21 protein-coding genes are annotated in these 25,910 nt (G+C 65.6%); 13 read left to right on the top strand and 8 right to left on the bottom strand.

What is annotated here, in order from left to right:
- Positions 1–242 precede the first annotated feature (242 nt).
- The 9 genes from AC4ELS_RS09745 (at position 243) to AC4ELS_RS09705 (ending at position 9,779) form a co-directional block, all read left to right on the top strand.
- Positions 243–1,004: a crotonase/enoyl-CoA hydratase family protein gene (locus AC4ELS_RS09745; protein ID WP_003881296.1), complete on the top strand. Its 762-nt coding sequence runs from the start codon at positions 243–245 to the stop codon at positions 1,002–1,004.
- A 41-nt stretch (positions 1,005–1,045) separates the two neighbouring features.
- The gene (locus AC4ELS_RS09740; RefSeq protein ID WP_064886199.1) at positions 1,046–1,840 is read left to right on the top strand and encodes an SDR family NAD(P)-dependent oxidoreductase; all 795 of its coding nucleotides are present in this window, start codon (positions 1,046–1,048) and stop codon (positions 1,838–1,840) included.
- Between the two features lie 8 nt (positions 1,841–1,848).
- Positions 1,849–2,856: a dihydrodipicolinate synthase family protein gene (locus AC4ELS_RS09735; protein WP_499046945.1), complete on the top strand. Its 1,008-nt coding sequence runs from the start codon at positions 1,849–1,851 to the stop codon at positions 2,854–2,856.
- Positions 2,857–2,968: 112 nt separating this feature from the next.
- Positions 2,969–3,790, top strand: a complete 822-nt coding sequence (locus AC4ELS_RS09730) for an enoyl-CoA hydratase (protein WP_499046942.1) — start codon at positions 2,969–2,971, stop codon at positions 3,788–3,790.
- Between the two features lie 4 nt (positions 3,791–3,794).
- Positions 3,795–5,042, top strand: coding sequence for an amidohydrolase family protein (locus AC4ELS_RS09725; protein WP_499046939.1), 1,248 nt, complete (start codon positions 3,795–3,797; stop codon positions 5,040–5,042).
- A gap of 8 nt (positions 5,043–5,050) precedes the next feature.
- On the top strand, positions 5,051–6,673 hold the full coding sequence (locus AC4ELS_RS09720) for an acyl-CoA synthetase (RefSeq protein WP_499046936.1): 1,623 nt from the start codon (positions 5,051–5,053) through the stop codon (positions 6,671–6,673).
- A complete protein-coding gene (locus AC4ELS_RS09715; RefSeq protein ID WP_499046934.1) occupies positions 6,670–7,509 on the top strand; it encodes an amidohydrolase family protein in 840 nt (279 codons plus the stop codon). The genes AC4ELS_RS09720 and AC4ELS_RS09715 overlap by 4 nt, the downstream gene beginning before the upstream one ends.
- A gap of 33 nt (positions 7,510–7,542) precedes the next feature.
- Positions 7,543–8,586, top strand: a complete 1,044-nt coding sequence (locus AC4ELS_RS09710) for an acyl-CoA dehydrogenase family protein (RefSeq protein WP_499046932.1) — start codon at positions 7,543–7,545, stop codon at positions 8,584–8,586.
- A gap of 2 nt (positions 8,587–8,588) precedes the next feature.
- Positions 8,589–9,779, top strand: a complete 1,191-nt coding sequence (locus AC4ELS_RS09705) for an acyl-CoA dehydrogenase family protein (protein WP_499046929.1) — start codon at positions 8,589–8,591, stop codon at positions 9,777–9,779.
- A 95-nt stretch (positions 9,780–9,874) separates the two neighbouring features.
- Here the strand turns inward: AC4ELS_RS09705 and AC4ELS_RS09700 are convergent, their stop codons facing one another.
- Positions 9,875–12,175, bottom strand: coding sequence for an MMPL family transporter (locus AC4ELS_RS09700; protein ID WP_499046927.1), 2,301 nt, complete (start codon positions 12,173–12,175; stop codon positions 9,875–9,877).
- A 103-nt stretch (positions 12,176–12,278) separates the two neighbouring features.
- Between AC4ELS_RS09700 and AC4ELS_RS09695 the strand changes: the two genes are divergently transcribed.
- On the top strand, positions 12,279–12,878 hold the full coding sequence (locus tag AC4ELS_RS09695; RefSeq protein WP_499046925.1) for a TetR/AcrR family transcriptional regulator: 600 nt from the start codon (positions 12,279–12,281) through the stop codon (positions 12,876–12,878).
- Between the two features lie 53 nt (positions 12,879–12,931).
- Here AC4ELS_RS09695 and AC4ELS_RS09690 read toward each other — a convergent pair whose 3' ends face one another.
- The 3 genes from AC4ELS_RS09690 to AC4ELS_RS09680 all read right to left on the bottom strand — a co-directional run bounded on the left by AC4ELS_RS09690 (position 12,932) and on the right by AC4ELS_RS09680 (position 15,853).
- A complete protein-coding gene (locus AC4ELS_RS09690) occupies positions 12,932–14,176 on the bottom strand; it encodes an amidohydrolase family protein (RefSeq protein WP_499046923.1) in 1,245 nt (414 codons plus the stop codon).
- 90 nt (positions 14,177–14,266) lie between these two features.
- A complete protein-coding gene (locus AC4ELS_RS09685) occupies positions 14,267–15,415 on the bottom strand; it encodes a thiolase family protein (RefSeq protein ID WP_064886208.1) in 1,149 nt (382 codons plus the stop codon).
- A gap of 12 nt (positions 15,416–15,427) precedes the next feature.
- Positions 15,428–15,853, bottom strand: a complete 426-nt coding sequence (locus tag AC4ELS_RS09680; protein ID WP_498883523.1) for a Zn-ribbon domain-containing OB-fold protein — start codon at positions 15,851–15,853, stop codon at positions 15,428–15,430.
- A gap of 28 nt (positions 15,854–15,881) precedes the next feature.
- Here AC4ELS_RS09680 and AC4ELS_RS09675 point away from each other — a divergent pair, with 28 nt between their 5' ends.
- Both AC4ELS_RS09675 and AC4ELS_RS09670 read left to right on the top strand, forming a co-directional pair.
- Positions 15,882–18,119, top strand: coding sequence for a molybdopterin-containing oxidoreductase family protein (locus AC4ELS_RS09675; protein WP_499046920.1), 2,238 nt, complete (start codon positions 15,882–15,884; stop codon positions 18,117–18,119).
- Positions 18,120–18,228: 109 nt separating this feature from the next.
- Complete coding sequence (locus AC4ELS_RS09670) at positions 18,229–19,764, top strand: aldehyde dehydrogenase family protein (RefSeq protein WP_499046918.1); 1,536 nt, start codon at positions 18,229–18,231, stop codon at positions 19,762–19,764.
- A gap of 52 nt (positions 19,765–19,816) precedes the next feature.
- Here AC4ELS_RS09670 and AC4ELS_RS09665 read toward each other — a convergent pair whose 3' ends face one another.
- The 3 genes from AC4ELS_RS09665 to AC4ELS_RS09655 form a co-directional block, all read right to left on the bottom strand.
- Positions 19,817–20,515, bottom strand: coding sequence for a TetR family transcriptional regulator (locus AC4ELS_RS09665; RefSeq protein ID WP_498883529.1), 699 nt, complete (start codon positions 20,513–20,515; stop codon positions 19,817–19,819).
- A gap of 14 nt (positions 20,516–20,529) precedes the next feature.
- Positions 20,530–21,750, bottom strand: a complete 1,221-nt coding sequence (locus AC4ELS_RS09660) for a cytochrome P450 (RefSeq protein ID WP_064957749.1) — start codon at positions 21,748–21,750, stop codon at positions 20,530–20,532.
- An 82-nt stretch (positions 21,751–21,832) separates the two neighbouring features.
- Positions 21,833–22,618 (bottom strand): SDR family oxidoreductase, encoded by a 786-nt coding sequence (locus AC4ELS_RS09655; RefSeq protein WP_498883532.1) that lies wholly within the window; start codon positions 22,616–22,618, stop codon positions 21,833–21,835.
- A gap of 160 nt (positions 22,619–22,778) precedes the next feature.
- On the opposite strand from AC4ELS_RS09655, the gene AC4ELS_RS09650 reads away from it, so the two are divergent.
- Positions 22,779–24,266, top strand: a complete 1,488-nt coding sequence (locus AC4ELS_RS09650) for an aldehyde dehydrogenase family protein (RefSeq protein WP_064957782.1) — start codon at positions 22,779–22,781, stop codon at positions 24,264–24,266.
- On the opposite strand, the gene mig is transcribed toward AC4ELS_RS09650, so the two are convergent.
- Positions 24,250–25,893, bottom strand: a complete 1,644-nt coding sequence (gene mig / locus AC4ELS_RS09645) for a medium-chain acyl-CoA ligase Mig (RefSeq protein WP_498883533.1) — start codon at positions 25,891–25,893, stop codon at positions 24,250–24,252. The two genes, AC4ELS_RS09650 and mig, sit on opposite strands and share 17 nt — an antisense overlap.
- Positions 25,894–25,910: the final 17 nt, after the last annotated feature.

Here is a 25,910-nt window from a genome sequence, read left to right as displayed (position 1 = left end):
GCCGTCCTGTGGCGCGGGTCAATCGCAGGTGAATTTACCGCCGGCCACCACCTGAACTGCGCCAATGTGCGCGTGTCGCGGGGTCTTGTCGCTGTCGAGCTTACCGGTAGCCTCTCTGTTGCTGCCGTCCACAGTGGGCGCCGAGGCGTCGCTCGGAGGTATTGGACGGGGTTCCGGCTTTTTACTGTAACCCCTATAGTAGGCTTTTCCGGGTAATTGGGCCGCAAGCGAAGGGGCAGTTGGTGTCGGAAGTAGTTCTGCGGGAGCGTCGGGGTCGCACGCTCATCATCACGATCAATCGTCCGGAAGCACGCAACGCGTTCAATCTCGCGGTGGTCCAGGGCCTCGCCGATGCCATGGACGAACTCGACGACACCCCAGAACTGTCGGTGGCCGTCCTGACCGGCGCGGGCGGAAACTTCTGCGCCGGCATGGACCTCAAGGCGTTCGCATCGGGGGAACTGCCCTACGTGCCCGGTCGCGGCGCCGGCTTCACCGAGCGCCCGCCGCGCAAGCCACTGATCGCCGCGGTCGAGGGGTTCGCGCTCGCCGGTGGTACCGAGCTGGTTCTGGCGACCGACCTCGTGGTCGCCTCCAAGGTCGCCAAATTCGGTATCCCCGAGGTCAAGCGGGGTCTCGTGGCAGGCGGCGGTGGACTGCTGCGACTGCACCAGCGCATTCCGTACCAGAAGGCGATGGAACTCGCCCTCACCGGCGACAGCTTCACTGCCGAGGAAGCCGCCGCGTGGGGTTTCGTCAACAAGTTGACCGAGCCCGGTGAGGCACTCGACGGTGCCCTGGAACTCGCCGATCGAATCACCGCCAATGGCCCCTTGGCCGTGGCCGTGACCAAGGAGATCATCGCTTCATCCTCGGAGTGGTCGGCCGACGAGATGTGGAAGAAGCAGGGCGAACTGCTCGGACCGGTGTTCTCCTCCAATGACGCCAAGGAGGGGGCGATCGCCTTCGCCGAGAAGCGGGCGCCCAATTGGACGGGTTCCTGAGACCGGCGGGCAGGAGCGAAGCGACCGGGGAGTAACTGGCCATGGATCTCGGTTTCGCAGGTGCGGCCACCGTTGTCGTGGGCGGTGGCCGTGGGATGGGTTTCGCAACCGCCCAGTGCCTGGCCGAGGACGGCGCGCGCATAGCGATCGTCGGTCGGTCCCAGGACGTACTCGATGCTGCCGCAACCGAGCTGGGTCGGCTGGGATCGCCGGAGGCGGTCGGGATCGTCGCCGACACCTCGGACAGCTCCCAAGTCGAGCAGGCTTTCGCCGAGGTCGGCGACCGGTGGGGTGAGCTGAACGCGTTGATCAACACGGTCGGCCCGGGTGCTGCGGGCAACTTCGAAGAGCTGACCGACGACCAGTGGCGGGACGCATTCGACACCGGTCTGATGGGCATGGTGCGCTGCGTACGGGCGGCATTGCCGTTGCTGCGCAACGCCGAATGGGCTCGCGTCGTCAATTTCTCCGCGCATTCGGTCCAGCGGCAGAGCACTCGGCTGCCGGCTTACACGGCGGCAAAGGCGGCGCTGAACAGCGTGTCCAAGAATCTATCGCTGTTGTTGGCCAAGGACGAGATCATGGTCAACGTGGTCTCGCCGGGCAGCATCTCCTCGGAAGCGCTGCGAGGCTGGGCCGACACGGTTGGTGTCGACGGCAACGATCCGTATGCGTTGATGGCGGCCATCGATGAGCATTTCGGACATCCGGCCCACCTGCCGCGTGCCGGCCTTCCTGGTGAAATCGGTCCCGTCGCAGCCTTTTTGGCGTCCAAGCGCAACTCGTACATGACCGGGGCCAACGTCAACGTGGACGGCGGATCGGACTTTATCTAGGGGGCGGTATGGCAACGGCAGCCGAAGCGCGGGACTGGGCTCGCTCAGCCTTGCGGGGGATCGGTGACTCGCTCTACACCCCGTTCTGCGGAACCGATGGCGACGACATCGACTGGGATGCCTACCGGCACCTGGTGCGCTACTGCGTCGGCGACCTCGGTCATCAGATGCTCTGGTGTACCAGTGGTTTGGCCGAGTTCTGGGCGCTGACTCTCGCCGAGCGTAAGCGGCTGCTCGAGGTGGCGATCGACGAGGGGCGCCGCGCCAACCCGGGTGTGGTCGTGCAGGCCTGCACCGCGGCCACGTCGGCCAAGGACTGTCTGGAGCTCACGCTGCACGCACAACATGCGGGCGCCGACATCGTCTACATCCAGACCCCCATGATGGAGGCGCACGCAGGGGAGGGCGTCCTTCGCTTTTTCTCCTACATCGCCGAACGCACGGATATCGCCCTGGGCATGTTCAATTCCCCGTCCTCGGGCTATGTCCTGGCACCGGACGAGAGCGCCCGGATCGCCGAGGCGATCCCGGCGGTGTGCGCCACCAAGGAGGGCGCCTTCCGGCCGGCCGCGAGCCGTCGGCTACACGAGCTGGTGCCGTACCTGGCGGTCTGGGAGTGCGACACCACGGTGTACCGGGCCGGCTGGTTGCGTGAGGGCATCGTCTGCCCGGCCCAGTTGGGTACTGCCGGATACCTCTACGAGACGCCGCAACGCCGCATCTTCACCGAGTACTGGGACCTCGTGTACGCCGACCGGCTCATCGAGGCGATGGACTTCGGCCGGGAGTCCGGATTGGACCAGTTCGGCCTGGACATGGGTTCCTGGTTCACCTGTTATCCGGGTCGGGCCGACTATTTCACCCATTGGGCCGGCGCGTTCAAACACGCGGCCTCGGTGCTGGGATTGCCTGTCGGCGAGTACCCGCATTCCCGTCCGCCCCAGGAATTGTTGCCGGATGCGGCCAAGGCCCAGATCGAGACCGCTTATCGCAAGCTCGGTTTGATCGATTCCTGAACCGTCTTTGTGCAGGTCGCGGCACCAACGCCGAGCTTGCGGAATGCACTACCGATAGGTATACAGTATGTATGTCTGAACGGCTGGTGTGGCATCGGGGAGGTATCGGCGGATGACGGTCGCTGACAGTGTCGGAACCGAGGCTGTTCTCTACGAGGTGACCGACGGCGGGGTTGCCGTCATCACCCTCAACCGTCCCGATCGGTTGAACTCCTGGGGCGCGGACATCTCGGCCGGCGTCTACGCGAGTTTCGATCGCGCCGAAGCCGACCCGGCGGTCCGGGTGATCGTGCTGACCGGGAGCGGCCGCGGATTCTGCGCGGGCGCATACATGGGCGCCATGCAGGATCTCGGCGCCAGCATCAACGAAGACACCGATGTCAGCAAGATCGTCGGCGAACGCCACCCGCATTTCCTGACCGAACTGCGCAAGCCCGTCATCGCTGCCATCAACGGGGCGTGCGTCGGCATCGGGCTCACGCACGCACTGATGTGCGATGTCCGGTTCGCGGCTGCCGGTGCGAAATTCGCCACTGCCTTCCCGCGCCGGGGGCTGATCGGCGAGTACGGCATCACCTGGATCCTGCCGAGGCTGGCCGGCTGGGGTGCGTCGGCGGACCTGCTGCTGAGCGGACGCACCTTCTTCGCCGAGGAGGCCGTGGCGCTCGGTTTGGTGAAAGAGGTTGTGGCGCCGGAGGATCTGCTGAGCCGGGCGCTGGAGTACGCCGAAGATCTGGCGCGCAACTGTTCACCGGCCTCGATGGCCGTCATCAAACGTCAGCTCTACGGTGACGCCCACGACGACGTGCGCGATGTCAGTGCCCGCGCCGAGACCCTGATGCACGAATCCATGGTGCGGCCCGATCTCGTCGAGGGCATCACCGCGTTCTTCGAGAAACGACCCCCGAACTTCCCGCCGCTGAAAGAAGGTTGATGACATGACCGACACCCCAGAGCGTCTGCCCTACCTGGCCGTCGATGTCGACAACCATTACTACGAACCGACCGACGCGTTCACCCGGCACTTGCCCAAGGAGTTCCGGAGCCGTGGGGTGCAGATGGTGCAGGACGGCAAGCGGACCCTGGCCGTGATGGGCGGAACCGTCAACCACTTCATCCCCAACCCGACCTTCGACCCGATCATCGAACCGGGTTGCCTGGATCTGCTGTTCCGGGGAGAAATTCCCGAGGGCGTCGACCCCGCTTCCCTGATGAAGGTCGACCGGCTCTCCGAGCATCCCGAGTATCAGAATCGCGATGCCCGGGTGAAGGTGCTGGACCGGCAGCGCCTCGAAACCGTGTTCATGTTGCCGACTTTCGCCTGCGGTGTGGAGGAGGGGCTCAAGCACGACATCGAGGCCACCATGGCCTCGGTGCACGCCTTCAACCTGTGGCTCGATGAGGACTGGGGGTTTGATCGGCCTGACGGCCGCTTCGTATCGGCACCCATCATCTCGCTCGCCGATCCCGAAAAGGCAGTAGACGAAGTCGAGTTCGTGATCAGCCGGGGCGCCAAGCTGGTGTGTGTGCGCCCGGCCCCGGTGCCGGGCGCGGTCAGGCCGCGCTCCCTCGGTGATCCGTTGCATGATCCGGTGTGGGCCCGGTTGGCCGAGGCCGGCGTCGCCGTCGTCTTCCACCTGTCGGACTCCGGCTACATGGCGGTCCCGGCGTTGTGGGGCGGCAGTGGGGTATTCAAGGGATTCGGCCGGCGTGATCCGCTCGACATGGTGATCATGGATGACCGCGCCATCCACGACACCATGGCCTCGATGATCGTGCACCAGGTGTTCACCCGGCATCCCAAGCTCAAAGTGTGCAGCATCGAGAACGGCTCCTACTTCGTCTACCGGCTGATCAAGCGGTTGAAGAAGGCCGCCAACAATGCGCCGTACCACTTCAAGGAGGATCCGGTCGAGCAGTTGCGCAACAACGTCTGGATCGCGCCGTACTACGAGGACGACGTAAAGCTGCTCGCCGCCACCATCGGGGTGGACAAGATCCTGTTCGGGTCGGACTGGCCACACGGCGAGGGTCTGGCCGATCCGACCACCTTCACCGCGGACATCCCACAGTTCCCCGAGTTCAGTCTCGAAGACACTCGGAAAGTGATGCGCGACAACGCCCTCGAACTACTCGGCGACCCGACCCGGACTGCGCCCGGCGTCGCAGGCCTGGTGTCGGTCTAGCCGCCGCCATGGCCGAATGGACGATCGGCGCCGTCGTCGACGCGATTGCCGAGGCGGTACCTGACCGGGAGATGACGGTGTGCGGCACTCGTCGCACCACCTTCGCGCAGGGAGCTGACCGGACCAGTCGGCTGGCCAACTTTCTGGCCTCGCGCGGATTGGGCGCGCACCGCGAACGTGGCGACCTGAACCGCTGGGAATGCGGCCAGGACGTGGTCGCGCTCGTCATGCACAACGACCTGTATCCCGAGATGGTGATCGGCTGTCTCAAAGCGCGCACCGTCCCGGTGAACGTCAACTACTACTACTCGCCGGGCGAGGTGGCCGACCTGCTGGCGTACCTGAAGCCACGGGCGGTGATCTACCACCGCTCCTTGGGTGCCAAGTTCGCTTCTGCACTGGGGGATGAAGCGCTGCAAGCCGAACTGCTCATCTCGGTCGACGACGGCGACGGCACCGAGCTACCCGGGTCGGTCACGTTGGAAGACGCTCTGGCGCAAGGTGATACCGACACCACGCCGCTGGGTTCCCCGGACGATCTGCTCATGGTCTGTACGGGCGGTACGACCGGGCGTCCCAAAGGGGTGATGTGGCGGCAGGGCGACATCTACGTGTCCTCGATGAACGGTGCCGACCACGAGCAGGTGAGCGAGATCCACGACAAGGTGGTCAACGCGGGCCCGCCGTGGTTCGCGGTATCGCCGTTGATGCATGCCGCCGGGATGTGGACCGCGTTCTCCGGCCTGCTGTCCGGTCAGACCGTGGTGCTGCACGACACCAAGCCACGCTTCGACCCGCGCTCCGTGCTCGAAACCGCGCAGCGGGAGAAGATCGGGCTGATGACGATGGTGGGCGACGCGTATGCTGCGCCGATCGTCGAGGAGCTGGGCCGGCGATCCTATGACCTCTCGTCGATGTTCGCGATCGGCACGGGTGGGGCGGCAACCAACCCGAAACATCAACGCGCGCTGTTGGAACACATCCCGCAGATCACCATCATCAACGGGTTCGGCTCTTCGGAGACCGGCAACATGGGCTTCGGCCACACCCAACGCGAAACCCCCACCGCCGAGACCTTCCAGCTGCGGGCCGGAGGTTTGGTCCTGGCCGACGACTACTCCCGGTTCCTGGATCCCGGCGACACCGAGGTGGGCTGGGTGGCACGTAACGGCCGAATCCCGCTCGGCTACTTCAACGACGAAGCGGCGACGGGGAAGACCTTCCCCGAGGTGGCCGGCGAACGGGTGGTGGTCTCGGGTGACCGCGCCTCGCTCGACGCCGACGGCACCCTGCGCCTGTTGGGCCGGGATTCGTTGGTGGTCAACACCGGTGGAGAGAAGGTGTTCGTCGAGGAGATCGAGGAAGTGCTGCGCGCGCATCCGCTGGTAGTCGATGCGCTGGCGGTGGGCCGGCCCAGTGAGCGGTGGGGTGAAGAGATCGTGGCCCTGGTGGCTGTTCGCGACGCGGTCGCCGCCGATGCCCTCCGGGAGCACTGCGCCACCCGGCTGGCCCGGTTCAAACTTCCCAAGGACGTGCTGTTCGTCGAGGAGATTCGCAGACTCGGCAACGGCAAGGCCGACTATCGCTGGGCCAAGGGCCTGGCCTCGGAACAGGCGGAGATCAAGGCATGACACGCACAGAGAATCGGGTGATCGACTGTCTGGCCAACGTGCATTTCGGCGAGACGGAGAACCAGCCGACCTTCATGAAGAAGGTGCGCGACGATTATTTCAAGGGCCCGCAGTCGATGTACGACCCCATCGACCTGTCGGAGCTGCTCGACGAGATGGACACCCATGGTGTGCAGAAGGCCATCCTGATGGATTCCCTGGCCAAACCGTCGGTGACGGCGCGAAAGTTCGTCGAGGCCCAACCCGACCGCTTCGCGTTGGCGATGGGCGGGGTCAACCTGTTGCGGCCCATCCCGGCGTTGCGTGAACTCGCAGCCGTCGTGGCCGACCTTCCGGTCGCCTATACCGTTGTCGGACCCAGCTTCTGGGGAGACGGGCAGTACCCGCCGAGCGATGCGGTGTACTACCCGCTCTACACCAAGTGCGCCGAGATGGAACTGCCGCTGTGCGTCAACACCGGTATTCCCGGCCCGCCGATTCCGGGCGAGGTGCAGAACCCCATCCACCTCGACCGCGTGTGCGTTCGGTTCCCGGAGTTGAAGCTGTGCATGATCCACGGCGCAGATCCGTGGTGGGACATCGCGATCCGGATGCTGATCAAATACCAGAACCTGCGGCTGATGACGTCGGCCTGGTCACCCAAGCGGTTGCCGGAGTCACTGCTGCACTTCATGCGGACCCGGGGGAAAGGCAAGGTCATCTTCGCCTCGGATTTCCCGGTGTTGCGCATGCAGCGCGTCGTTCCCGAGGCACTGGCGCTCGACCTGCCTGCCGATGTGCTGGACAACTACCTCTACAACAATGCCGCGGAGTTCTTCTTCGGCAGAGACGACTAGGACGCCCTCGGCGAAGCCGAGAAAGGAGCACGGATGGACCGCTACGAACTGCGCAGGCTGGATTACAGCCTGACCGAGGACCATGTCGACCTGCAGACCGCGTACCGGCAGTTCTTCAAGACGCACTCCGACATCGAGGCCGTGCGTGCCGCCGAGCCTTCGGGTTTCGACAAGAGTCTGTGGGAACGGTTGTGCGCCATGGGCGCCACCACGATGGCACTCCCGGAATCCGTCGGCGGTGACGGGGCGACCCTGGTGGACCTGACCTTGGTGGCAGAGGAACTCGGCCGCTCGCTGGCGCCCGTGCCGTGGATCGACCATGTTGTCGCGGCGCGGTTGCTGGCCCGGCTGGGAGCATGCGAGTCCGAAGAGATCGTGCAGGGCACCCAGATCGTCGGGCTCGATCCGCAGCAGGTGGCGCCGAGCGGCGCCCGGCTGATCCCGATCGGATCGATCGCCGACCACATCGTCGTCCGCGACGGACAGGATGTGGTGAAGCTGGAATTCTCCACGCGGCCTGCCCGGGTCGACAACATCGGCAAGCTGCCGATGGCGTGGGTGGATCCAGCCGCCGCAGACACCCGCGTCGTGCTGGCCAGTGGTGCCGATGCCCTGGCGGAATATCAACGGGCGCTGGATGAATGGCGTCTTCTGACCGCGGCGGCGCTGGTGGGTCTGGTCGAGGAGACCATGACGATCGCCGCCGAGTTCGCCAAGTCCCGGTACACCCTCGGGGTACCGATCGGGACGCTGCAAGGCATTTCGCATCCGTTGGCCAACATCGCGATCACGGTTCAGAGCGGGCGCGGCCTGGCGCGTCGGGCGGCGTGGTTCCTCGACAACGAGCCGGACGAGCGGCCGGAGCTGGCTCCTTCTGCATTCGTCTTCATGGCCGAGGAGGCCGCCAAGGCTGCCACCATGGCGGTGCATGTACAGGGCGGACTCGGGGTGTCGGCGGAGGCGGCGGCCACCGCGTACCTGGTGCGGGCGCGCGGTTGGGCGCTGGCAGGCGGTGACCCGGGTGCCACCGCGGTGCACATCGCTCAGATCGTCTCGGCTCGTGAAAGCAAGGTTTAGATATGGATTTCTCAACAGTCGAACTGTCCGCTGAGGACGAGGCATTCCGCACCGAGGTGCGCGAGTTCCTTTCGAGTGTCGTGACCGAGGAGGTCATCCGGCGGGACCGCGAGACCGGTGACAACTTCGACGAGGGCGTCCATCTGGCCCTCGGCGCGGCCGGGTACCTGGAGAAGGAGTTCAAGTCCGAAGCCGATGGTGGGTTCACCCGGGTGCAGTCGCGGATCTGGCAGCTGGAGAAGCGCCGGGCCGAGGTGCCGTGGGTGACCTGGGGAACGACGATCATGATCGCTCGTTCCGTCTCAAAGTTCGCCGCCCCGGAGATCCGTGACAACGTGCTGCGCGGGGTGTACGACGGCACCGTCCGGATGTGCCTGGGCTACACCGAACCCGAGGGCGGCTCCGATGTCGCGACGTGTAAGACCCGCGCGGTGCGGGACGGCGACCAATGGGTGATCAATGGATCGAAGATGTTCACCACCGGCGCGCACAACTGCCAGTACGTCTTCCTGATCACCAACACCGATCCGGGCGCGCCGAAACACAAGAGCCTCACCATGTTCCTGGTGCCCCTGGACTCCGACGGTATCGAGATCCAGGGCATCCGAACGATCGACGGTGACCGCACGAACATCGTCTACTACTCCGATGTGCGGGTCGACGACAAGTACCGGCTCGGTGATGTGAACGGCGGCTGGACGGTGGTCCGGGAGCCTCTCGACGCCGAGCACGGGGCGGTCGCGGCCGCCGATGATGGTCTGGCCGATGTCGCGATCATGATGCATCAGGCCGGATTCATGGCCGAGGCGGCAGACAACGTGGCCGCGCTGGTGGGTACTCCCGATGCCAGTGGTCACGTCGCGGTTGACGATGGATCGGTCGCATATCGACTGGGGCGCAGTGTGGCTCGTCTGGAGGCGTCACTGTCGTCGCCCAGCATTTTCGGCCGAGTGGCGTTGGCTCAGACCATGCGCGACATCGCCCCGGATCTGATGGACATCGCCGGATCAGTGGCCGCACTGCCGATCGGGGCCGACGGGGGAGCCGATGACCGCAGTGAGTACGTGTACCGGTTCGCGCCCTTGGTCGGCATCTACGGCGGCACGCTCGAGGTGTTCCGCAACATGATCGCCCAGCACGTGCTGGGCCTGGGCAAGCCGAACTACTCGGCGCCCAAGGCGAAGGCTTCCTGACTGGTCCAGCTCCAGCGCCGAAACGGCATTCCAGCAGGGCTTTACTCGCACTTTTCCTTCTGGAATGCCGTTTCGGCGGAGGGGATCGGAGGGGATCAGACCTCGGCCAACTGCTTGTTGAGCTGGTCGCCCTCGATGTCCAGGTTGGGCAGGAAGCGCTCCAGCCGCTTGGGAAGCCACCAGGCCTTGTCGCCGAGCATCGACATCACGGCAGGCACGATCGCCATCCGCACCACGAACGCGTCGATCAACACCCCGAACGCCAGCGCGAAACCGATCTGCTTGATCATGGGATCGCCGTTGAACACGAACCCCGCGAACACCGACATCATGATCACTGCGGCGGCCACCACGACCCGGCTGGCCTGGGTGAACCCATGTGACACCGCGTCATCGCCGCGGTGCCCGTGCACATGGGCCTCCTTCATCGACGACACCAGGAACACCTGGTAGTCCATCGCAAGGCCGTAGAGCACCCCGATCACGATGATCGGGAGCAGGCTCAGGATCGGCCCCGTCGCGCTCAAGCCGAACAGCTGTTGGAACCAACCCCATTGGAACAATGCGGTGGTGGCCCCGAACGTGGCCAGCACGCTGAGCAGGAATCCGACGGTCGCCTTGACCGGTATCGCGATCGACCGGAACACGACCAGCAGCACCAGCAGTGACAGGCCGACGACCACGCCGACGTAGAGCGGTACGGCTTCGGCGAGGCGATCGGTGGTGTCGACGCCCATCGCGGTGATACCGGTGACGCCGAGGTCGACGTTGTGCAGTTCGGTCAGCGGGCCGGCGTGTGCGCGGATGTCGCGGACCAGTTGGGCGGTGGCATCATCGGTTGGCCCGGTGTCGGGCACCACCGAAAACAGCGCGAATTCCTCGTTGTCGCTGACCTTTTGCAGACTGACCGATTCGACGCCGCTCAGTCGGCGCAGGTCGTTGTTGGTGTCCACGAGGTCGGCGATGGTGAGCTTGCCATTGCCCGCCGCGGGTTCGGCCACTACGATCAGCGGCCCGTTGTAGCCCTCGCCGTAGTGGGTGGAGACCAGGTCATAGCTCTCGCGTTGAGGTGTGCCCTGGTTGTAGCTGGAACCGGCGGGCAGACCCATCGACATGTTGAGGGCCGGCAGCGCGAGCAGCGCGGCGATCACCACACCCCCGACGGCGACTGGCACCCGGTGCCGCAGGACCGCGCCGACCCAGGCAGTCGCGAAACGGTGATTGGTGCCCTTCTCGGTGGACTGCGCGCGCCGGGTCTTGTCCGAACAGATGCGCTCGCCGACCAGACCGAGCAGGGCGGGTAGCAGCGTGAGCGCTGCGATCACGGCAACGACCACAGTGGCCGCGGCGGCCAACGCCATCGGGGTGAGCAGCGAGATGCCGACCACGGTCAGCGCCACCAGCGCGATCACCACCGTCGTTCCCGCGAAAATGACTGCGCTACCGGCAGTTCCAAGCGCCCGCCCGGCCGCCTCGCCGGCACTGAGACCCTGGTCGATGATCAGCCGCCGCTGTCGGTTGACGATGAACATCGCGTAGTCGATGCCGACGGCGAGGCCGAGCATCAATGCCAGTACGGCTGTCATCGACTGCATGTTGACCAGGTGCGAGAACAGGAATGTTCCGCCGACACCCACGGCTACCGAGCTCAGCGCGGTGGCCAGGGGCAGCCCGGCGGCAACCAGTGAGCCGAGGGTGACAACCAGGACCAGGGCGGCGACGGCCAGGCCGATGACCTCGCCGGCACCGACGATTTCGGGCATCTCGACCATGCTTGCCGAGGGCAGCACGTCGATCCCTGTGCCCGAGACCGCGTCGCGTGCAGCGGTCACCGTGTGCTCGACGGTGCCCGACGGCAATTCCGCGGTCTGCTTGTCGAATTGGAACTGGTACAGGGCCGCGACGCCGTCAGCAGACACCAGCACACCGGGCACGGGTTGGCCGTTGACCATCATCGGGTGCGGGGCGTCAGGTCCGGCAACAGCCGGCACCTCGGACCGTGCGATGGCCGCCGAGGCGGTCAGGGTGGGGCTGGCCGGTCCCTTGGCCAACTCGGCCTGGGCCAGTGCGCGGGGGTCGAGCACGTGCTCGGACCGCGAAATGGAGTCGACAGCGCGCAGCACTGCGGCGCTGTTGTCGTGGTCGTCGATGCGCTGGCCCGTCGGGACGGCAAAGGCAATGAGCCCCTGTCCGCCCGAGGATTCGGGCATGCGCTGCGCCAGGTCGTCGATGACCTCCTGGGCAGGTGTGCCGTTGATGCGCATCTCGTTCGAGATCCTCGGTGGATTGGTCACGAGCAGTCCCGACACCACGGCGATCAGGGCAAGCCAGCCGCCGATCACGAGCCATGGACGACCGAACGCAAAGCGCCCCAGCCGGTACAGATAGGTGGACATATAAGTGAGAGTAGGCTCTCAATATGGGAGTCAGCTATCGTTTGTTGCGAAGCCCATCCCCGGTGCACGAACATGACCTGCGCCACGTCCCCCCGGAACGGATATGCCTGCTCGTACCAGCCGCCGTCGTACCGACGCCTATGCCAATGAGAGCCGTATCGTCGCGGCTGCTCGCGAGGTCTTCGCCGCGCGCGGTGCGGCAGCGACGTTGACGCAGATCGCCGGGCACGCGGGCGTCGGCAATGCGACGCTGTACCGCCACTTCCCGAACCGGCAGGCGCTGGCGGCGGCCGTGTACGAGGACGCATTCGCCACCGAGGTCGAGCCGGTGATCCTCGCGCTCATCGACAGCGACGCCCCACGTGAGGCCTTCATCGATGTGATCGAACGGCTTGCCGAACTGATGTATCTCCAGCGTCCGCTGCTGCCCTCGCTGGACCACCTCACCGTGCTGACTGCCAGATTGTTCAACCGAAAGCGTGATCTGCTGGAGGCGTTGGTGACGCAGGGGCAGGCCTCCGGCGATCTGCGCGCCGACCTCACGGTCGACGACGTCCCGACCTTCGTGGCCATGGTCACTGCCGCCTCGGTGGCGCTCGACCAGCCGCCGCAACTACGCAGGCGTTACCTGAGTTTGATGCTCGACGCCCTCAATCCGGCAGACGCCCAGCCGCTTCCGCCGTTGTCCGAGGGCAGCGTCTGACCGGACGGCAACAGGTTCGGTTGGAACCGGTACAAGATCCCGGCAAAACTTGCTCAGGCCGTGGTGAATGCAGGGGGCTTGACCGCACCCGGGTCGGGGTTGGCGATCGGCAGGCCCATGAACCGCCGGGCGTTGTCGCCCATGAAGTCGTATGTGCGCCGGATGTCCATGCCCTCGGCGTACTTCCAGAAACCCTTGGGTTCGGCCAATCCTTCGGGATGCGGATAGTCCGAGCCAAACAGCACCTTGTCCCATCCGACCGTTTCCACCACATCGGACACGCAGCCCTCCCAGAACGGGCTGACCCAGATGTTGCGCCGGAACACATCATGCGGATGTTCGGGGAAGTTCTGCGGCATCTTCTTGTAGAGGTCCGCAAAATCGTGGAACAGCGGGAAGATCCAGCTGCTGCCGTTCTCGACGCTGGCGATCCTCAGCTTCGGGAACCGGGTCAGGGTGCCGTGGCAGATCAGCGCCGTCAGCATGTCGGCGATCTCCCGGTGACCCAACACCATCCAGCGGAATGCGCTCTGCGCCATGAAATTCTGGGTGTACGGCGGCTCCCACTTGTTAACGTAATCATCGAGTGGGGGATAGCTGGCATGCAGGACGATGGGCAGGTCGGCGGCCTCGACGTCGCGCCAGAACGGATCGAACTCCGGCAGGGCGGGGGAGCGCCAGCCATGCAGGCCGTTGACCGGCCCCGGTTTGATCAACGCGACCTTGCCGTCGTGCTCGAGGATCCACTCCAGTTCCCGTTGCGCTGCATCGACTTCGGACAGGTTGATGATTGGTGTGGAGAACACCCGGTCGGCGTGGTTGAAGCCCCAGTGTTCGAAGATCCACTCGTTGAGAGCGTGGACGATGGCCAGCGTCAGCTGTGGGTCATCGGCACTGGAGTGCTCGACCAGGCTGCCCAGAGTGGGGTAGTTCAGCGCCTCGACCACGCCCTGCCGATCCAGTTCCTTGACCCGGTCTTCCGGGTTGCGGGTGGCCTCGGGCGCGTCGATGGCCTTGCCCTGCATCTCGCGCAGCGTCAGGCCTTCGGTGTTCTCGCCGGCGAAGAACTTCTCGTGCGCGCCCGGTGCGGCGACGCGCTCGAACGTCGGGTTGGGGATGAAGTCGGTGACCCGGTTGTTGATCACCACCCGGGTCTGCCTGCCGAACTGCGCGTACTGCACGGCGCGGCTGTACTTCTCGGGCAGGAACTTGGTCAGTGCGTCCCCGTTCTCGTACATATGCTGGTCGGCATCGAAAATCGGTGCGTCCCTGAACTGTTCAGAGGAATTCTCAGGCATGTTGGTGGTTCCTTTTCTCCCGCGAGCAGACACAAAACTGCCCATTTCGGCCGGAAAATGTGCAGTTTTGTGTCTGCTCGGCCATGAAAGTCAGAGCGTCAGGACAGTGGCGCCGGCGGTGCCGGGTGCGCCGTAGAGCTGGGCGAAACCGACGCGCGGGTTGCCGGGCACCTGCCGGTCGCCGGCCTCGCCGCGCAGCTGGCGCACCAGTTCGTGGATCTGGCGCAACCCGGAGGCGCCGATGGGCTCGCCGTTGGCGATCAGGCCGCCGTCGGTGTTGACCGGCAGCGATCCGCCGATCTCGGTGGCGCCGTCGGCCAGCAGCTTCTCCTGGTCGCCGTCGGCGCAGAAGCCGCATTCGGCCATGTGGATGATCTCCGCACCGGCATCGGTGTCCTGCAGTTGCACGACGTCGACGTCTTCGGGTGCCACCCCGGCCTTCTCGAACGCGGCGCGGGCGGCGTACACCGTCGGCGCCACATCCTCCTCGACTGGCGCGCAGGTGGTGTTGACCTCGTAGGCACCGTAGCGGCGGGTCCGGACTTCGACGGCCTTGAGATAGACCGGCTTGTCGGTGTAGCGATGGGCGATGTCGGCGCGGCACATGACCACCGCGGCCGCGCCTTCGTCGGGGGCGCAGAACATGTATTGCGTGAGCGGGTAGTTGAGCATCGTCGAGTTGAGGATGTCGTCCTCGCTGATCGGCTTGCGCCGGAACGCGTTCGGGTTCAGTGCACCGTTGCGGAAGTTCTTGTTGGCCACCTTGGCCAGCGTGCGCTGGGAGATGTTGTGCTCGTGCAGGTAACGGTTGGCCTTCATGCCGAAGAACTGGGTGGTCAGATACTGGCCGTTCTCGGCGTACCAGCTGGGCATCCCGACCAGTGACGGGTCTTCGGTGAACGCGCCGCGGGGGTGCTTGTCCAGACCGACGGCGATGCCGATGTCGTAGTCCCCGAGCCGGATGCCGTCGGCGCAGGCCTTGGTGGCGCTGGCTGCCGTCGCGCACGCATTGAACACGTTGGTGAACGGAATGCCGGACAGTCCGACCATCCCGACGATGGCGTCCGGGTTGGCGACGGTCCAGCTGCCACCGGTGGCAGCGCCGACGTCCTTCCAGTCCACTCCGGCGTCCGCGACAGCGGCGAAGATGGCGTCCACACCCATCGCCATCGCGGACTTGCCCTCGAAGCGGCCGAACGGGTGAATGCCGACGCCGATGATGGCTACATCGTTGGTCATGTTGTTGCCTCTCTACACCGGCTGGAAGGCGAAGGTGACAACTTCGTTGCCATCTTCATCGGTGGTGAACGGGATCATGGTGAGTTCGACGTCCATGCCGAATTGCAGTTTGGCGGGGTCGTTTTCGGTGAGTCGTCCTTCGACGCGGATGACGGGTCCGGTGTCATCGGCGAGCTCGACGAGGCCGACGCCGAAGGGCACGAAGTTCTTACCGGTGGGGCCTTTGTAGGGGGCGCCGGGTGGGAAGCCCTGGGTGGTCCAGGCGATGACGGTGCCGCGTCGGGGCAGTAGGGCTTGTTCGGTGTTGCCGCCGGAGCACTTGGGGCAGCGGGCCTGGGCGGGGAAGGTGGTGGCCGCGCAGTCGGTGCAACGGCTGCCGATCAGCTGGGGTTCGGCGTCGGGCCAGGTCGAGATGTCCGGCGCGAGGGCCTTCTGCATGAGTCCGATTCCTCCGTGTTCGGCCAAAATGTCTAGCAACTGTAACTCTTACAGTAACGTAGACCAAGTGACCGAGAGTCAGGTCGAGTCCAAGGCCGAGAACAAGCCCACGTTCTGCCGGATCTGCGAGCCGCTGTGCGGCATGATCGCCACCGTCGAAGACGGCCGACTGACCGCCCTACGGCCCGACAAGGACCATCCGCTGTCGGCGGGATTCGCCTGTCAGAAAGGCATCGCGTTCACCGAGGTGGTCAACGACCCGGACCGGGTGACCACTCCGCTGAAGCGCACCGGGGACGGATTCGAACCGGTGAGCTGGGATGCTGCGCTCGACGACATCGCCGCCAGGCTCACCCAGATCCACCGCAGGCACGGTTCCGGAGCGTTGGCCTGGTACATGGGCAACCCCGCGGCCTTCAGCTACTCACACCTGTTCGCCGCGATGACGTTCGCCAAGGGCATCGGCGGCGACAGCCACTTCTTCAGCTCCTCGACCCAGGACACCAGCAGTCGCCTGTTGGCCAACCAGTTCCTCTACGGAGCACCGTTCCCGGTGCCGATACCGGACCTGGTGCGGACCGAGCTGCTGATCATGCTCGGCGCGAATCCGGTGGTGTCCCATGGAAGTTTCCTGACCGCACCGCGGATCAAGGACCGCATGCACGACATCGTCAAGCGGGGTGGACGGGTGGTGGTGGTCGATCCCCGGCGCAGCGAGACCGCCGCCCAGTTCGAATGGCTCGGGATCACTCCGGATGCGGATGCATACCTGCTCCTGTCGATCCTGCAGGTGCTCTTCGAGGAGGGGTTGGTCAGCGGCAGGGCCCGGGTCCAGGCTGACGGATTGGATTGGCTGCGTGAGCAGTGCACGGTGTTCACCCCGGAACACACCCAAGGCCATACCGGTATCGAGCCCGAGACGGTGCGTACGTTGGCACGCGAGCTCGCGGCCACGGAACGGGCCGCCGTATACGGCAGGCTGGGCACGTGCGTCGGACGCAACGGCACGCTGACCACGTATCTGCTGGACGCGGTCAATCTCGTGGCGGGAAACCTCGACGTGCCCGGCGGCAGTGTGTTCAGCACCCTGGGTATCCCCGGCCAGAAGTGGGGTTCGATGGCGATGGGTGTCTCGTTGCGCCGGAGCTACCGCACCAAGCGCACTCGGATCGGCGGCCTGCCGTTGGTCATCGGCGCCGAGCCTGCGGCGTTCATGGCCAAGGAGATCACGACGCCCGGCCGGCGACAGGTCAGGGCGATGTTCATCGGTGCGGGGAACCCGGTGCTGTCGGTCCCCAACGGCGTGGAGTTGGAAGACGCGTTGGAGGCGACAGACCTTTCCGTCGGGCTGGACCTCTACGTCAACGAGACCACCGCGCACTGTGATTACGTGCTGCCGGTAACGACGATGTACGAGCGCGACGACTTCGCCGTCACTTTCCAGATGTTCCAGGCCACCCCGTTCCGCCAGGTGACCGACGCGGTGGTGGCGCCACGCGGTCAGGCCCGCACGGAGTGGGACATCGTGGTCGACCTGATCGGCCGGATGAAGGTGCGCACACCGGTTTTCGTTGCGCTTCGGCTGGCCGCCAGGCGAGCCGTACGACGGGGCAGGCGGCTCAGTCCACGGTCGATGATCGACATGATGATCCGGATGGCCGATGGCGGTGACCGTTTCGGGCTGCGCCGCGGCGGGCTGACATTCCGCCGCCTGGCCGAACAGCATCCGCACGGGGTGGTGGTGGCACCGAACATCCGGACCGGGGTGCTCGGTGAGGTTGTGGTGTATCCGAAGGGCCGGATACGGCTCGCGCACGAGGACATCGCATCGGAGATCACCGCGATGTCGCGGCGCGCGGCGCCCGACGGCTACCCACTGCGCGTGATCGGGATGCGCGAACCGCGTTCGGAGAACTCCTGGTTGCACAATTCGCCATTGCTGATGCGTGGCAAGAGGATTCAACGAGCCCTCATGCATACCGCGGATGCTGCCGCCCGTCGCCTGGCAGACGGTGACGAGGTACGGGTGCGTTCACCGTACGGCCAGATCGACATCGAGTTGGCGCTCACCGACGACATCGTGCGCGGCACCGTGGCGATACCGCACGGATGGGGCCACAAGGGAACTGGTCGCTGGCGGATCGCCAATCAGGCCGGCGGTGCCAACGTCAACCAGCTCATGTCGAGCGATCCCGCCGATGTCGAGGCGCTGGCTGGTATGTCTTGGCTGACGGGTGTGCCGGTGCAGGTGGAACCGACCTGTTGACCCGTACCTCCGCCGAAACGGCATTCCGGCAGGCCGCTACTCGCACTTTCTCTGCTGGAATGCGGTTTCGGCGACTGGGTACTCTACTGTAAGTGTTACAGTTGTCCGCGTGAGTGAAGTCGTGGAGCAGGCCGTCACCAGCGTGGAGGTCGGTCGGCGCGCTGCGGGCCGGGCCGAAAAGCGGATGCTGATCGACGGTCAGCTTTTGGCCGCGGCGTCCGGAGCCGAATTCGACAACCTCAGCCCGGCCACGGGTCTGGTGCTGGGGACGACGGCGGCCGGTGGTGCGCAGGACATGGACGCCGCGATCGGCGCCGCTCGGCGTGCATTCGACGAATCCGACTGGAGCACCAACCGGGGCTTGCGGCAGCGCGTGCTGGGCCAGTTGCAGGAAGCCATCGAAGCCGAAAAAGATGACCTGCGTGAGGAATTGATCGCAGAGGTCGGTTGCCCGGCGATGACCACGCAGAATGCCCAGCTCGACTGGCCGCTGGCCGACGCGCTGCGCTACCCGGCCCGGGTGATCGACGAGTTCGAATGGGAGCGCACGCTCGACGGCGGTGGGCTGTTCGGTGAGCGCAATGCCCGCACCGTGGTCAAAGAGCCGGTCGGTGTGGTCGCCGCGATCACCCCGTCCAACTTCCCGATCGAGGTGATCCTCAACAAGCTCGGCCCAGCGCTGGCCGCGGGCAACACCGTGGTGCTCAAACCCGATCCGAACACGCCGTGGAACGCCACCCGGCTGGGCCGGCTGATCTCCGAGCGCACCGACATGCCGCCCGGCGTCGTCAACGTGGTGCCGACACCGTCCAACGAGGTGGCCGGACTGTTGGGCACCGATCCTCGTGTCGACATGGTGTCGTTCACCGGGTCGACGGCTGTCGGCAGGCATCTGATGCGGGTCGGCGCCGACACCATGAAGCGCACCTTCCTCGAACTCGGTGGCAAGTCCGCGATGATCGTGCTGGACGACGCCAAGCCCGGCCACATCATCCCCGGCGCCATCGGGGCGTGCGTGCATGCCGGGCAGGCCTGCGCGGCCAACACCCGGATGCTGGTGCACCGCAGCCTGTTCGACGAGGCGGTCGCGAATGTCACGATGGCATTCGGTGCGGTCCCGGTGGGCGACCCGGCACTGCCGACGACGTTGGTCGGTCCGCTGATCACCGCCGCGGCCAAGCAGCGCGTGCTCGAAGCGATCGAGGGCGCCCGGCGTGACGGCGCCGAGATCGTGGTGGGTGGGGGTGAACCCGCCGGGCTGGCAGATCACCTGCGCGACGGGCACTTCGTCGCACCCACCGTCATCGTCGGGGCCGACCCGGGCTCGGCCATCGCCCAGGACGAGGTGTTCGGACCGGTACTGGTGATGCTGCCGTTCGACGATGACGACGAGGCGGTACGGATCGCCAACGACAGTGCGTTCGGACTGGCCGGGGCGGTCATGTCGGCGTCACCCGAGCGCGGGATGGCGATCGCCCGACGGATCCGTACCGGGGCCATCGGTGTGAACGGTGGCATGTACTACGGCGCCGACGCGCCATTTGGCGGGTACAAGAACAGCGGTGTCGGAAGACAGTGCGGCATCGAGGGGTTCGCGCAGTACACCGAGACCAAGACCATCGGCTGGCGTCTGCCGCGTGGCTAGCCCTTTCCGCGAGCAGACGCGAAAGTACCCGAGATCGCGCGTTTTGCGTTACCTACGCGTCTGCTCGGCAAAGGAACTCGGCACGATCGAGGATGCTGTCGAGAATGTGGTCGAAGTTTCCATCGTCGGCCATACCGATCCGGTAGCCCTGTCCGGGGATCGAGGCGATCAACGGCATCGACTCGGCATCGATCACCTGCTCCCAGTACTCACGGGGGAACTGGACCTCGTCGGTACGGCTCTGTAGCCGTTGCAGCACAGCCGAACTCCGCACCAGTACCGAGATGGCCGTATATGTGTCGAATGCCTGCCTGGCAGTGAGTCCGGCCGTCACCAGGGCGGCCACCGGCTGTTCGATCTTCTCCAGCGCGGTGCGTGCTGCGGGAATTCCGCGGGTGCCGCGAATCAGGATCAGATCGCACACAATCGGATTGGTCGTGAACATCTCGCGCATGCGGTGCGCATGCGCGCGCAGGGATTCCCGCCAGGTGCCGGCCTCGATGGACAACACGCTCATGTCGTAGTCGATCAGGACGCGTTCGGTCATCGCGTCGAGCAGCTCATCCTTGCGGCGAAAGTACCAGTAGATGCTCGTGACACCCACATCGAGATGGCGGGCCAGCTGCGGCATGCTGAGGTTGTCGATCGATACCTCGTCGGCGATTTCAAATGCGCCACGGACGATTTCGTCGACACTGATCGACCCGCGTTCGCGGCGCCGGCGACCGCTGGTGCCCGCGGGCCTGACCATGGCAGCAACCCCTTCTAGCGGATCGGCTCGAACGTGACAGGAATGGCCGTGGGGGAGCGGAACGGCTGACCGAAGATGTGCGGATCGTCGTCGGTAATCAGCTCGAGGTTGTGCACCCGCGACAGCAGGCTCTCCATGGCTACGCGGGTTTCCATCCGGGCCAGGTGCAGACCCATGCAGGTGTGTTCACCGGCGGCAAAGGTGATGTGTGGCACCCGCTTCCGGAAGATGTCGAACTCCTCGGGCCGTTCCCAGCGGTTCTCGTCGCGGTTGGCCGATCCCATGCAGACGTCGATCACAGCGCCGGCGGGCAGTGCCACACCGTCGAGTTCGGTGTCCCGGGTGGTCGACCGTTGCACTGTGGTGAGCGGGGTTTCATAGCGCAGCCCCTCCTCGATGGCCTGACCGATCAACTCGTGGTCGGCCTGCACCGCGGCGAACTGGTCGGGGTGGGTGAGGAGCAGATAGATCAGATTGCCCGAGGACCGATAGGTGGTCTCCAGCCCGGCCGGTAGAAGCAACCGGAGGAATGAGTAGATCGCCTCGTCGGTCAGCTTCTCGCCGTCGATCTCCGCGGTGACCAGGTCACCGATGATGTCGTCGGTGGGCTCGGACCGGCGCAGCTCGATCTGGGTCAGGAAATAGTCCTTCAGCGCCGCGGAGGCTTCGAACGCGCGCTTCCACTTCACCGTGTAGCTGATCAGTTCGACGGCGCGTTGCCGGAACCAGGGCAGGTCTTCCTCAGGCAGGCCGAGCAGCTTGGAGATCACCCGGGTGGGGAACTCGAAGGTGAAGTCGCGCACCAGATCGGCACTGCCGGCTTCGATGAACTCATCGACCAGCGCCTCGCAGATCGGACGGACGATCTCGGGTTCCCACCGCTGCAGGGACCGTGACTTGAACGCCGCCGAGACCAGGTTGCGATGGTCCCGGTGGGTCTTGCCCTCCATGGCCAGGATGGTGGGGCCGATGAACAGCCCGATGGTGTTGTCGTAGATCTTCGAGTTGAAGGACTTGCCGTCCCGGAACACGGTGTTGACCGCTTCGTACGACACCGCGGCGAATTGGTGTTCCGGCAGAAGGGATTCCGGTGTCTTGGACCAGTCCATCACCGAGCCGCGGAACACGCCGTGCTTGGCTCGGTGCCGCGCGAAGATCGGATACGGATCGCGCAGCAGGGTGGCCGTGTCGACGACGGATTCCTCACCCGCGAAATCCTGCACTTGACTATCCACAGCTCACCCCACCTGTCGGCGTCGACCGATCACTCTGATGCATATTACTGTAAATCTTACAGTAACTGAATCCGTGCGGCGCTCAGAGTGCGATCGGGGCACCGTTGCTCATCGCGGCGATGAAGCCGGCGTCGACCTGGATGTCCTGACCATTGATCCAACGTGCCTCGGGGGAGGCGAGGAAGGCGATCAGTGGAACCACATCGTCGACAGTGGCGTGCCGGCCCACGGTGGCCCGCACGAGGTCCAGGACGTCCTTGCCCATGGTCTGCTCGAAGTCGGACAGGATCGGCGTCTCGACCGGGCCCGGACTGACCGTGTTGACCCGCACCCCGTACTTGCTCCAGGCCGGTCCGGCCACCCGCTTGACGAACAGGATCGCGGCCTGCTTGGAGGTCGTGTAGACGGGAAAATCCGGATCCTGCCCGGTCTGCCATTGCGCCACCGAGTCGCCGTCGGTGAGTTCGAGAAGTCCGTCGAGGATGTCGATGCGCTGCTGCCAACCCAGTGCCGCGGTCGACGCAACGGTGACGACCGAGCCGCCGTGGCGCAACAGCGGCAGCATCCCTTCGGTCATGAGTCGCATGCCGAGATAGTTGACCTTGAGAACATCGGCGGCCGGCGCGGTGCCCGGTACGCCTGCGACGTGCGCCAGCAGGTCCCAGCCGTCGCCGATCTCGCCCAGTAGCCGGGTGATGTCGGCGGCATCGCGGAGGTCGCAGGTGGCGTGTTCGGAAGCCGGAGTGTCATTCGGGCGGAGATCCACCGCGAGCACGTGGTCGCCGCGGCCGAAGAAGTGCGCCGCGGTTGCCGCTCCGATCCCGGATCCGGCTCCGACGACGACGATTCTGCGTGCGGTTTCCGACATGCCCCAACCCTTCACCGAATGAACGACAGTAAGCATGACTGTAAACAATTCGGGCTGGTTGGACAATCGTCTTCGACCTGTCGGTGGAGTGCTACCGTTAGCCTTCCCGGAAGGATCTCCGGGAGATGTCATGCGTGCCCCTGGCGAGGAGACGGATTCGATGAGCGCGATCGAGGAGCGTGCGGCAGTGCAGTCGCAGCGCGACGACCTGGAGGAGCTGCTGGCGGCCCAGCGTCGGTCATTCGTCGCCGACGGTCCGCCCGATGTCGCGTTGCGCCGCAACCGCATCGACCGGCTGCTCGCGATGGTCCTGGACAACTCCGAGGGCTTCGTCGCTGCCACTGCTGCCGATTACGGGTCGAGGTCACGGTCGGCGGCGTTTCTCTCCGAGATTCTCGGCATGCTCTCGGTCGTCGAACACACCAGGGCGCACGTGCCGCAGTGGATGCGCGCGACGAAGCTGCTTCGAGCGACGCGCTTCGCGGGCTTGCGTGCCGAGGTGCTTCCCAGCCCGCTCGGTGTGGTCGGGGTGATCGGACCGTGGAATTTCCCCATCCAGTTGACGGTGTTGCCGGCGGCCGCGGCGTTCGCTGCGGGCAACCGGGTGATGATCAAGATGTCCGAGGTCACTCCGCGCACCGCCGAACTGATGGCGACCACCGTGCCGAAGTACTTCGACGCGACCGAGCTGCAGGTGGTCACCGGCGGGCCGGAGGTGGCTGCGGCGTTCGCCGGCCTCCCGTTCGATCATCTGTTCTTCACCGGTTCGCCTTCGATCGGGAAGCTCGTCGCCCGGGCCGCCTCCGACAACCTCGTCCCCGTCACGCTGGAGCTGGGCGGCAAGAACCCGGTGGTGGTGGCCCCCGGCGCTGATCTGGAACGGGCGGCAAGCCGAATCGCCCAGGCGCGCATGGTCAATGGTGGCCAGGTGTGCGTGTGCCCGGACTATGTCTTCGTACCCGATGCGCAAGTGGACCGGTTCGTCGAGGTCGCACGGAGAACCTTGAGCAACCTGTTCCCCAGCATCGTTGGCAATCCCGACTACTGCTCGTCGGTGAACCAGGCCAACTTCGACCGGGTCGTGGGGTTGATCGCCGACGCCCGCGCCCAGGGCGCCCGGATCGACTCCGTCGTGCCCGCGGGTGAGGTGCTGCCCGATCCGGGCTCGCGCAAGATCGCCCCGACCATCGTGCGTGACGTCGACGACCGGATGCGGATCGCGAGCGAAGAAGTGTTCGGGCCGGTACTGGTGGTGCGCGGGTACTCGGCACTCGACGAGGCCGTCCGCCACATCAACACCAACCCGTCCCCGTTGGTGGCCTACTGGTTCGGGCCGGACGATGCCGACTTCCGGCATTTCGTGAGCCATACCCGCAGCGGCGGCGTTGCCCGCAATGACTTTGCCGCGCACATGATCCCGTCCGACGCCCCGTTCGGCGGAGTCGGGCACAGCGGGACGGGCGCCTATCACGGTAAGGCCGGCTTCGATACGTTCAGTCACTACCGTTCGGTGGTGGGCAACGACCTGCCGTTCAGCGTCACGGGTCAGGCGGCCAAGCCGTTCAGCACCTCGATGCGGGTCAGCACCGACCTCATGCTGCGGCGGGCCCGCAGCCGAACCGCCGCCCGGCTCAAGAAGTTTCGCTGACCGCCTGCTCACGCGCCCAGCGGTAGTCGGCTTTGCCGGCGGGGCTGCGTTCGATGACGGGGCGGAACACCACGGCTTTGGGCAGCTTGTAGCGGGCGATCGAGGATTCGGCGTGCCGGATCAACTCGTCGGCTGCGGTCTCAGCACCCTCGGCGAGTGCCACGACGGCCACCACTTCCTGGCCCCAACGTTCACTTGGACGTCCCGTGACCACCACGTCGCGCACCGCCGGGTGCGAGGCAATCGCGGATTCGACCTCCTCGGCAAAGATCTTCTCGCCCCCGGAGTTGATGGTCACCGAATCGCGGCCGAGCAGCTCGATCGCGCCGCTGTCCAGATGGCGGGCCCGATCGCCAGGCGTCGCATAACGCACGCCGTCGATCACCGGGAACGTCGCCGCTGTCTTGGCGGCGTCGCCCTTGTATCCCAGCGGCACGAACCCGCGCTGCGCCAGCCAGCCCAGCCCGTCGTGACCGGCGGGCAGGACTGCGGTGAAATCCTCGGTCACCACACAGGTATCGGGTCCGGCGTTGAAGGTGCCGGTCGACACCGCCCCCGGGGCCGACATGTGGCTCATCTGGGCACCCGTCTCCGACGAACCCACGCCGTCGACGACGATGAGATTGGCCTTGGCATCGATGAGTTGCTGTTTGACGTAAGGGGTGAGTTGCGCACCGCCGTTGGCCACGACGGACAGAGATGACACGTCCGCAGCCCCTGACTTGATCGCATCCAGCAGGGGGCGTGCCATCGCGTCACCCACAACCGTCGCCACCAGCACCTGCTCGCGTTCGATGGTGCGCACCACGTCGCCGGCGTCGAAGCGATCCACCACGGCTGGAAACACCAGCGTCTGTCCCGTGGTGATCGCGGTCATCGCGGCCCACTGGGCCGCACCATGGATCAGCGGCGGCAGGATCATCAGCTTGGTGCCCGGATTGTCGACTGCACGCCCGACGATCTCCTCGACGGACTGCGCTTTCTCGCCGGTCACCATGTTGCGTCCGCCGAATGCGGTCATGAAGATGTCGTGCTGGCGCCACAACACGCCCTTGGGCATTCCGGTCGTACCGCCGGTGTAGAGCACGTAGAGGTCGTCCGGGCAAGGCTCGGCGGGCACCTCTGCCGAAGCGTCCTCGGCGACGATGGAGTCGTAATCCACTGCGCCGTCGAGCAGCTCGTTGCCAGAGCCGTCGGCGATCTGGATCAGCACCCGCAATGCCGGCAGGTCGGGCAGAACCTCGGCGACCCGTGGTGCGAACGCGGAGTGGTACACCAGCGCGGATGCACCGGAGTCGGCCAGCAGGTACTGCAGTTCGTTCTTGACGTAGCGGTAGTTGACGTTGAACGGGGCGACGCGAGCCCGGAAGGAGCCGAGCAGGGATTCGACGAACTCGGGTCCGTTGTAAGCGTAGATCCCCAGCAGATCCTGGCCCACCTCGTGACCGGCCAGTGCGCCACGTTCGGTCTGTGCACCCAAACCGCGTGAATGCAGATACGCCGCCAGGCGATTCGAGCGGTCCACGATCTGGCGGTAGGTGAACCGCCGGTCGCCCTGGACGATCAGCGGACGATCTCCGATGGCGGTGGCGACGGCCTCCGCGATAGCCGGAACGGTGAACTGCACGGGCTTCTCCTCTTGAG

The organism is Mycobacterium shunyiense (genome assembly GCF_058270035.1).
The sequence above is the reverse complement of the archived record's forward strand: the minus strand, read 5'-3'. Positions and strand labels throughout refer to the sequence as shown.

Excerpts from the sequence above, each read along its gene's own strand:
- AC4ELS_RS09690 (WP_499046923.1), bottom strand. The coding sequence starts at position 14,176 with ATGCCTGAGAATTCCTCTGAACAGTTCAGGGACGCACCGATTTTCGAT.
- AC4ELS_RS09725 (WP_499046939.1), top strand. The coding sequence starts at position 3,795 with ATGACCGACACCCCAGAGCGTCTGCCCTACCTGGCCGTCGATGTCGAC.
- AC4ELS_RS09720 (WP_499046936.1), top strand. The coding sequence starts at position 5,051 with ATGGCCGAATGGACGATCGGCGCCGTCGTCGACGCGATTGCCGAGGCG.
- AC4ELS_RS09655 (WP_498883532.1), bottom strand. The coding sequence starts at position 22,618 with ATGTCGGAAACCGCACGCAGAATCGTCGTCGTCGGAGCCGGATCCGGG.
- AC4ELS_RS09675 (WP_499046920.1), top strand. The coding sequence starts at position 15,882 with ATGTCTAGCAACTGTAACTCTTACAGTAACGTAGACCAAGTGACCGAG.
- AC4ELS_RS09700 (WP_499046927.1), bottom strand. The coding sequence starts at position 12,175 with ATGTCCACCTATCTGTACCGGCTGGGGCGCTTTGCGTTCGGTCGTCCA.
- AC4ELS_RS09710 (WP_499046932.1), top strand. The coding sequence starts at position 7,543 with ATGGACCGCTACGAACTGCGCAGGCTGGATTACAGCCTGACCGAGGAC.
- AC4ELS_RS09680 (WP_498883523.1), bottom strand. The coding sequence starts at position 15,853 with ATGCAGAAGGCCCTCGCGCCGGACATCTCGACCTGGCCCGACGCCGAA.
- AC4ELS_RS09650 (WP_064957782.1), top strand. The coding sequence starts at position 22,779 with ATGAGCGCGATCGAGGAGCGTGCGGCAGTGCAGTCGCAGCGCGACGAC.
- AC4ELS_RS09730 (WP_499046942.1), top strand. The coding sequence starts at position 2,969 with ATGACGGTCGCTGACAGTGTCGGAACCGAGGCTGTTCTCTACGAGGTG.
- AC4ELS_RS09715 (WP_499046934.1), top strand. The coding sequence starts at position 6,670 with ATGACACGCACAGAGAATCGGGTGATCGACTGTCTGGCCAACGTGCAT.
- AC4ELS_RS09685 (WP_064886208.1), bottom strand. The coding sequence starts at position 15,415 with ATGACCAACGATGTAGCCATCATCGGCGTCGGCATTCACCCGTTCGGC.
- AC4ELS_RS09695 (WP_499046925.1), top strand. The coding sequence starts at position 12,279 with ATGCCTGCTCGTACCAGCCGCCGTCGTACCGACGCCTATGCCAATGAG.
- AC4ELS_RS09665 (WP_498883529.1), bottom strand. The coding sequence starts at position 20,515 with ATGGTCAGGCCCGCGGGCACCAGCGGTCGCCGGCGCCGCGAACGCGGG.
- AC4ELS_RS09740 (WP_064886199.1), top strand. The coding sequence starts at position 1,046 with ATGGATCTCGGTTTCGCAGGTGCGGCCACCGTTGTCGTGGGCGGTGGC.
- AC4ELS_RS09735 (WP_499046945.1), top strand. The coding sequence starts at position 1,849 with ATGGCAACGGCAGCCGAAGCGCGGGACTGGGCTCGCTCAGCCTTGCGG.
- AC4ELS_RS09705 (WP_499046929.1), top strand. The coding sequence starts at position 8,589 with ATGGATTTCTCAACAGTCGAACTGTCCGCTGAGGACGAGGCATTCCGC.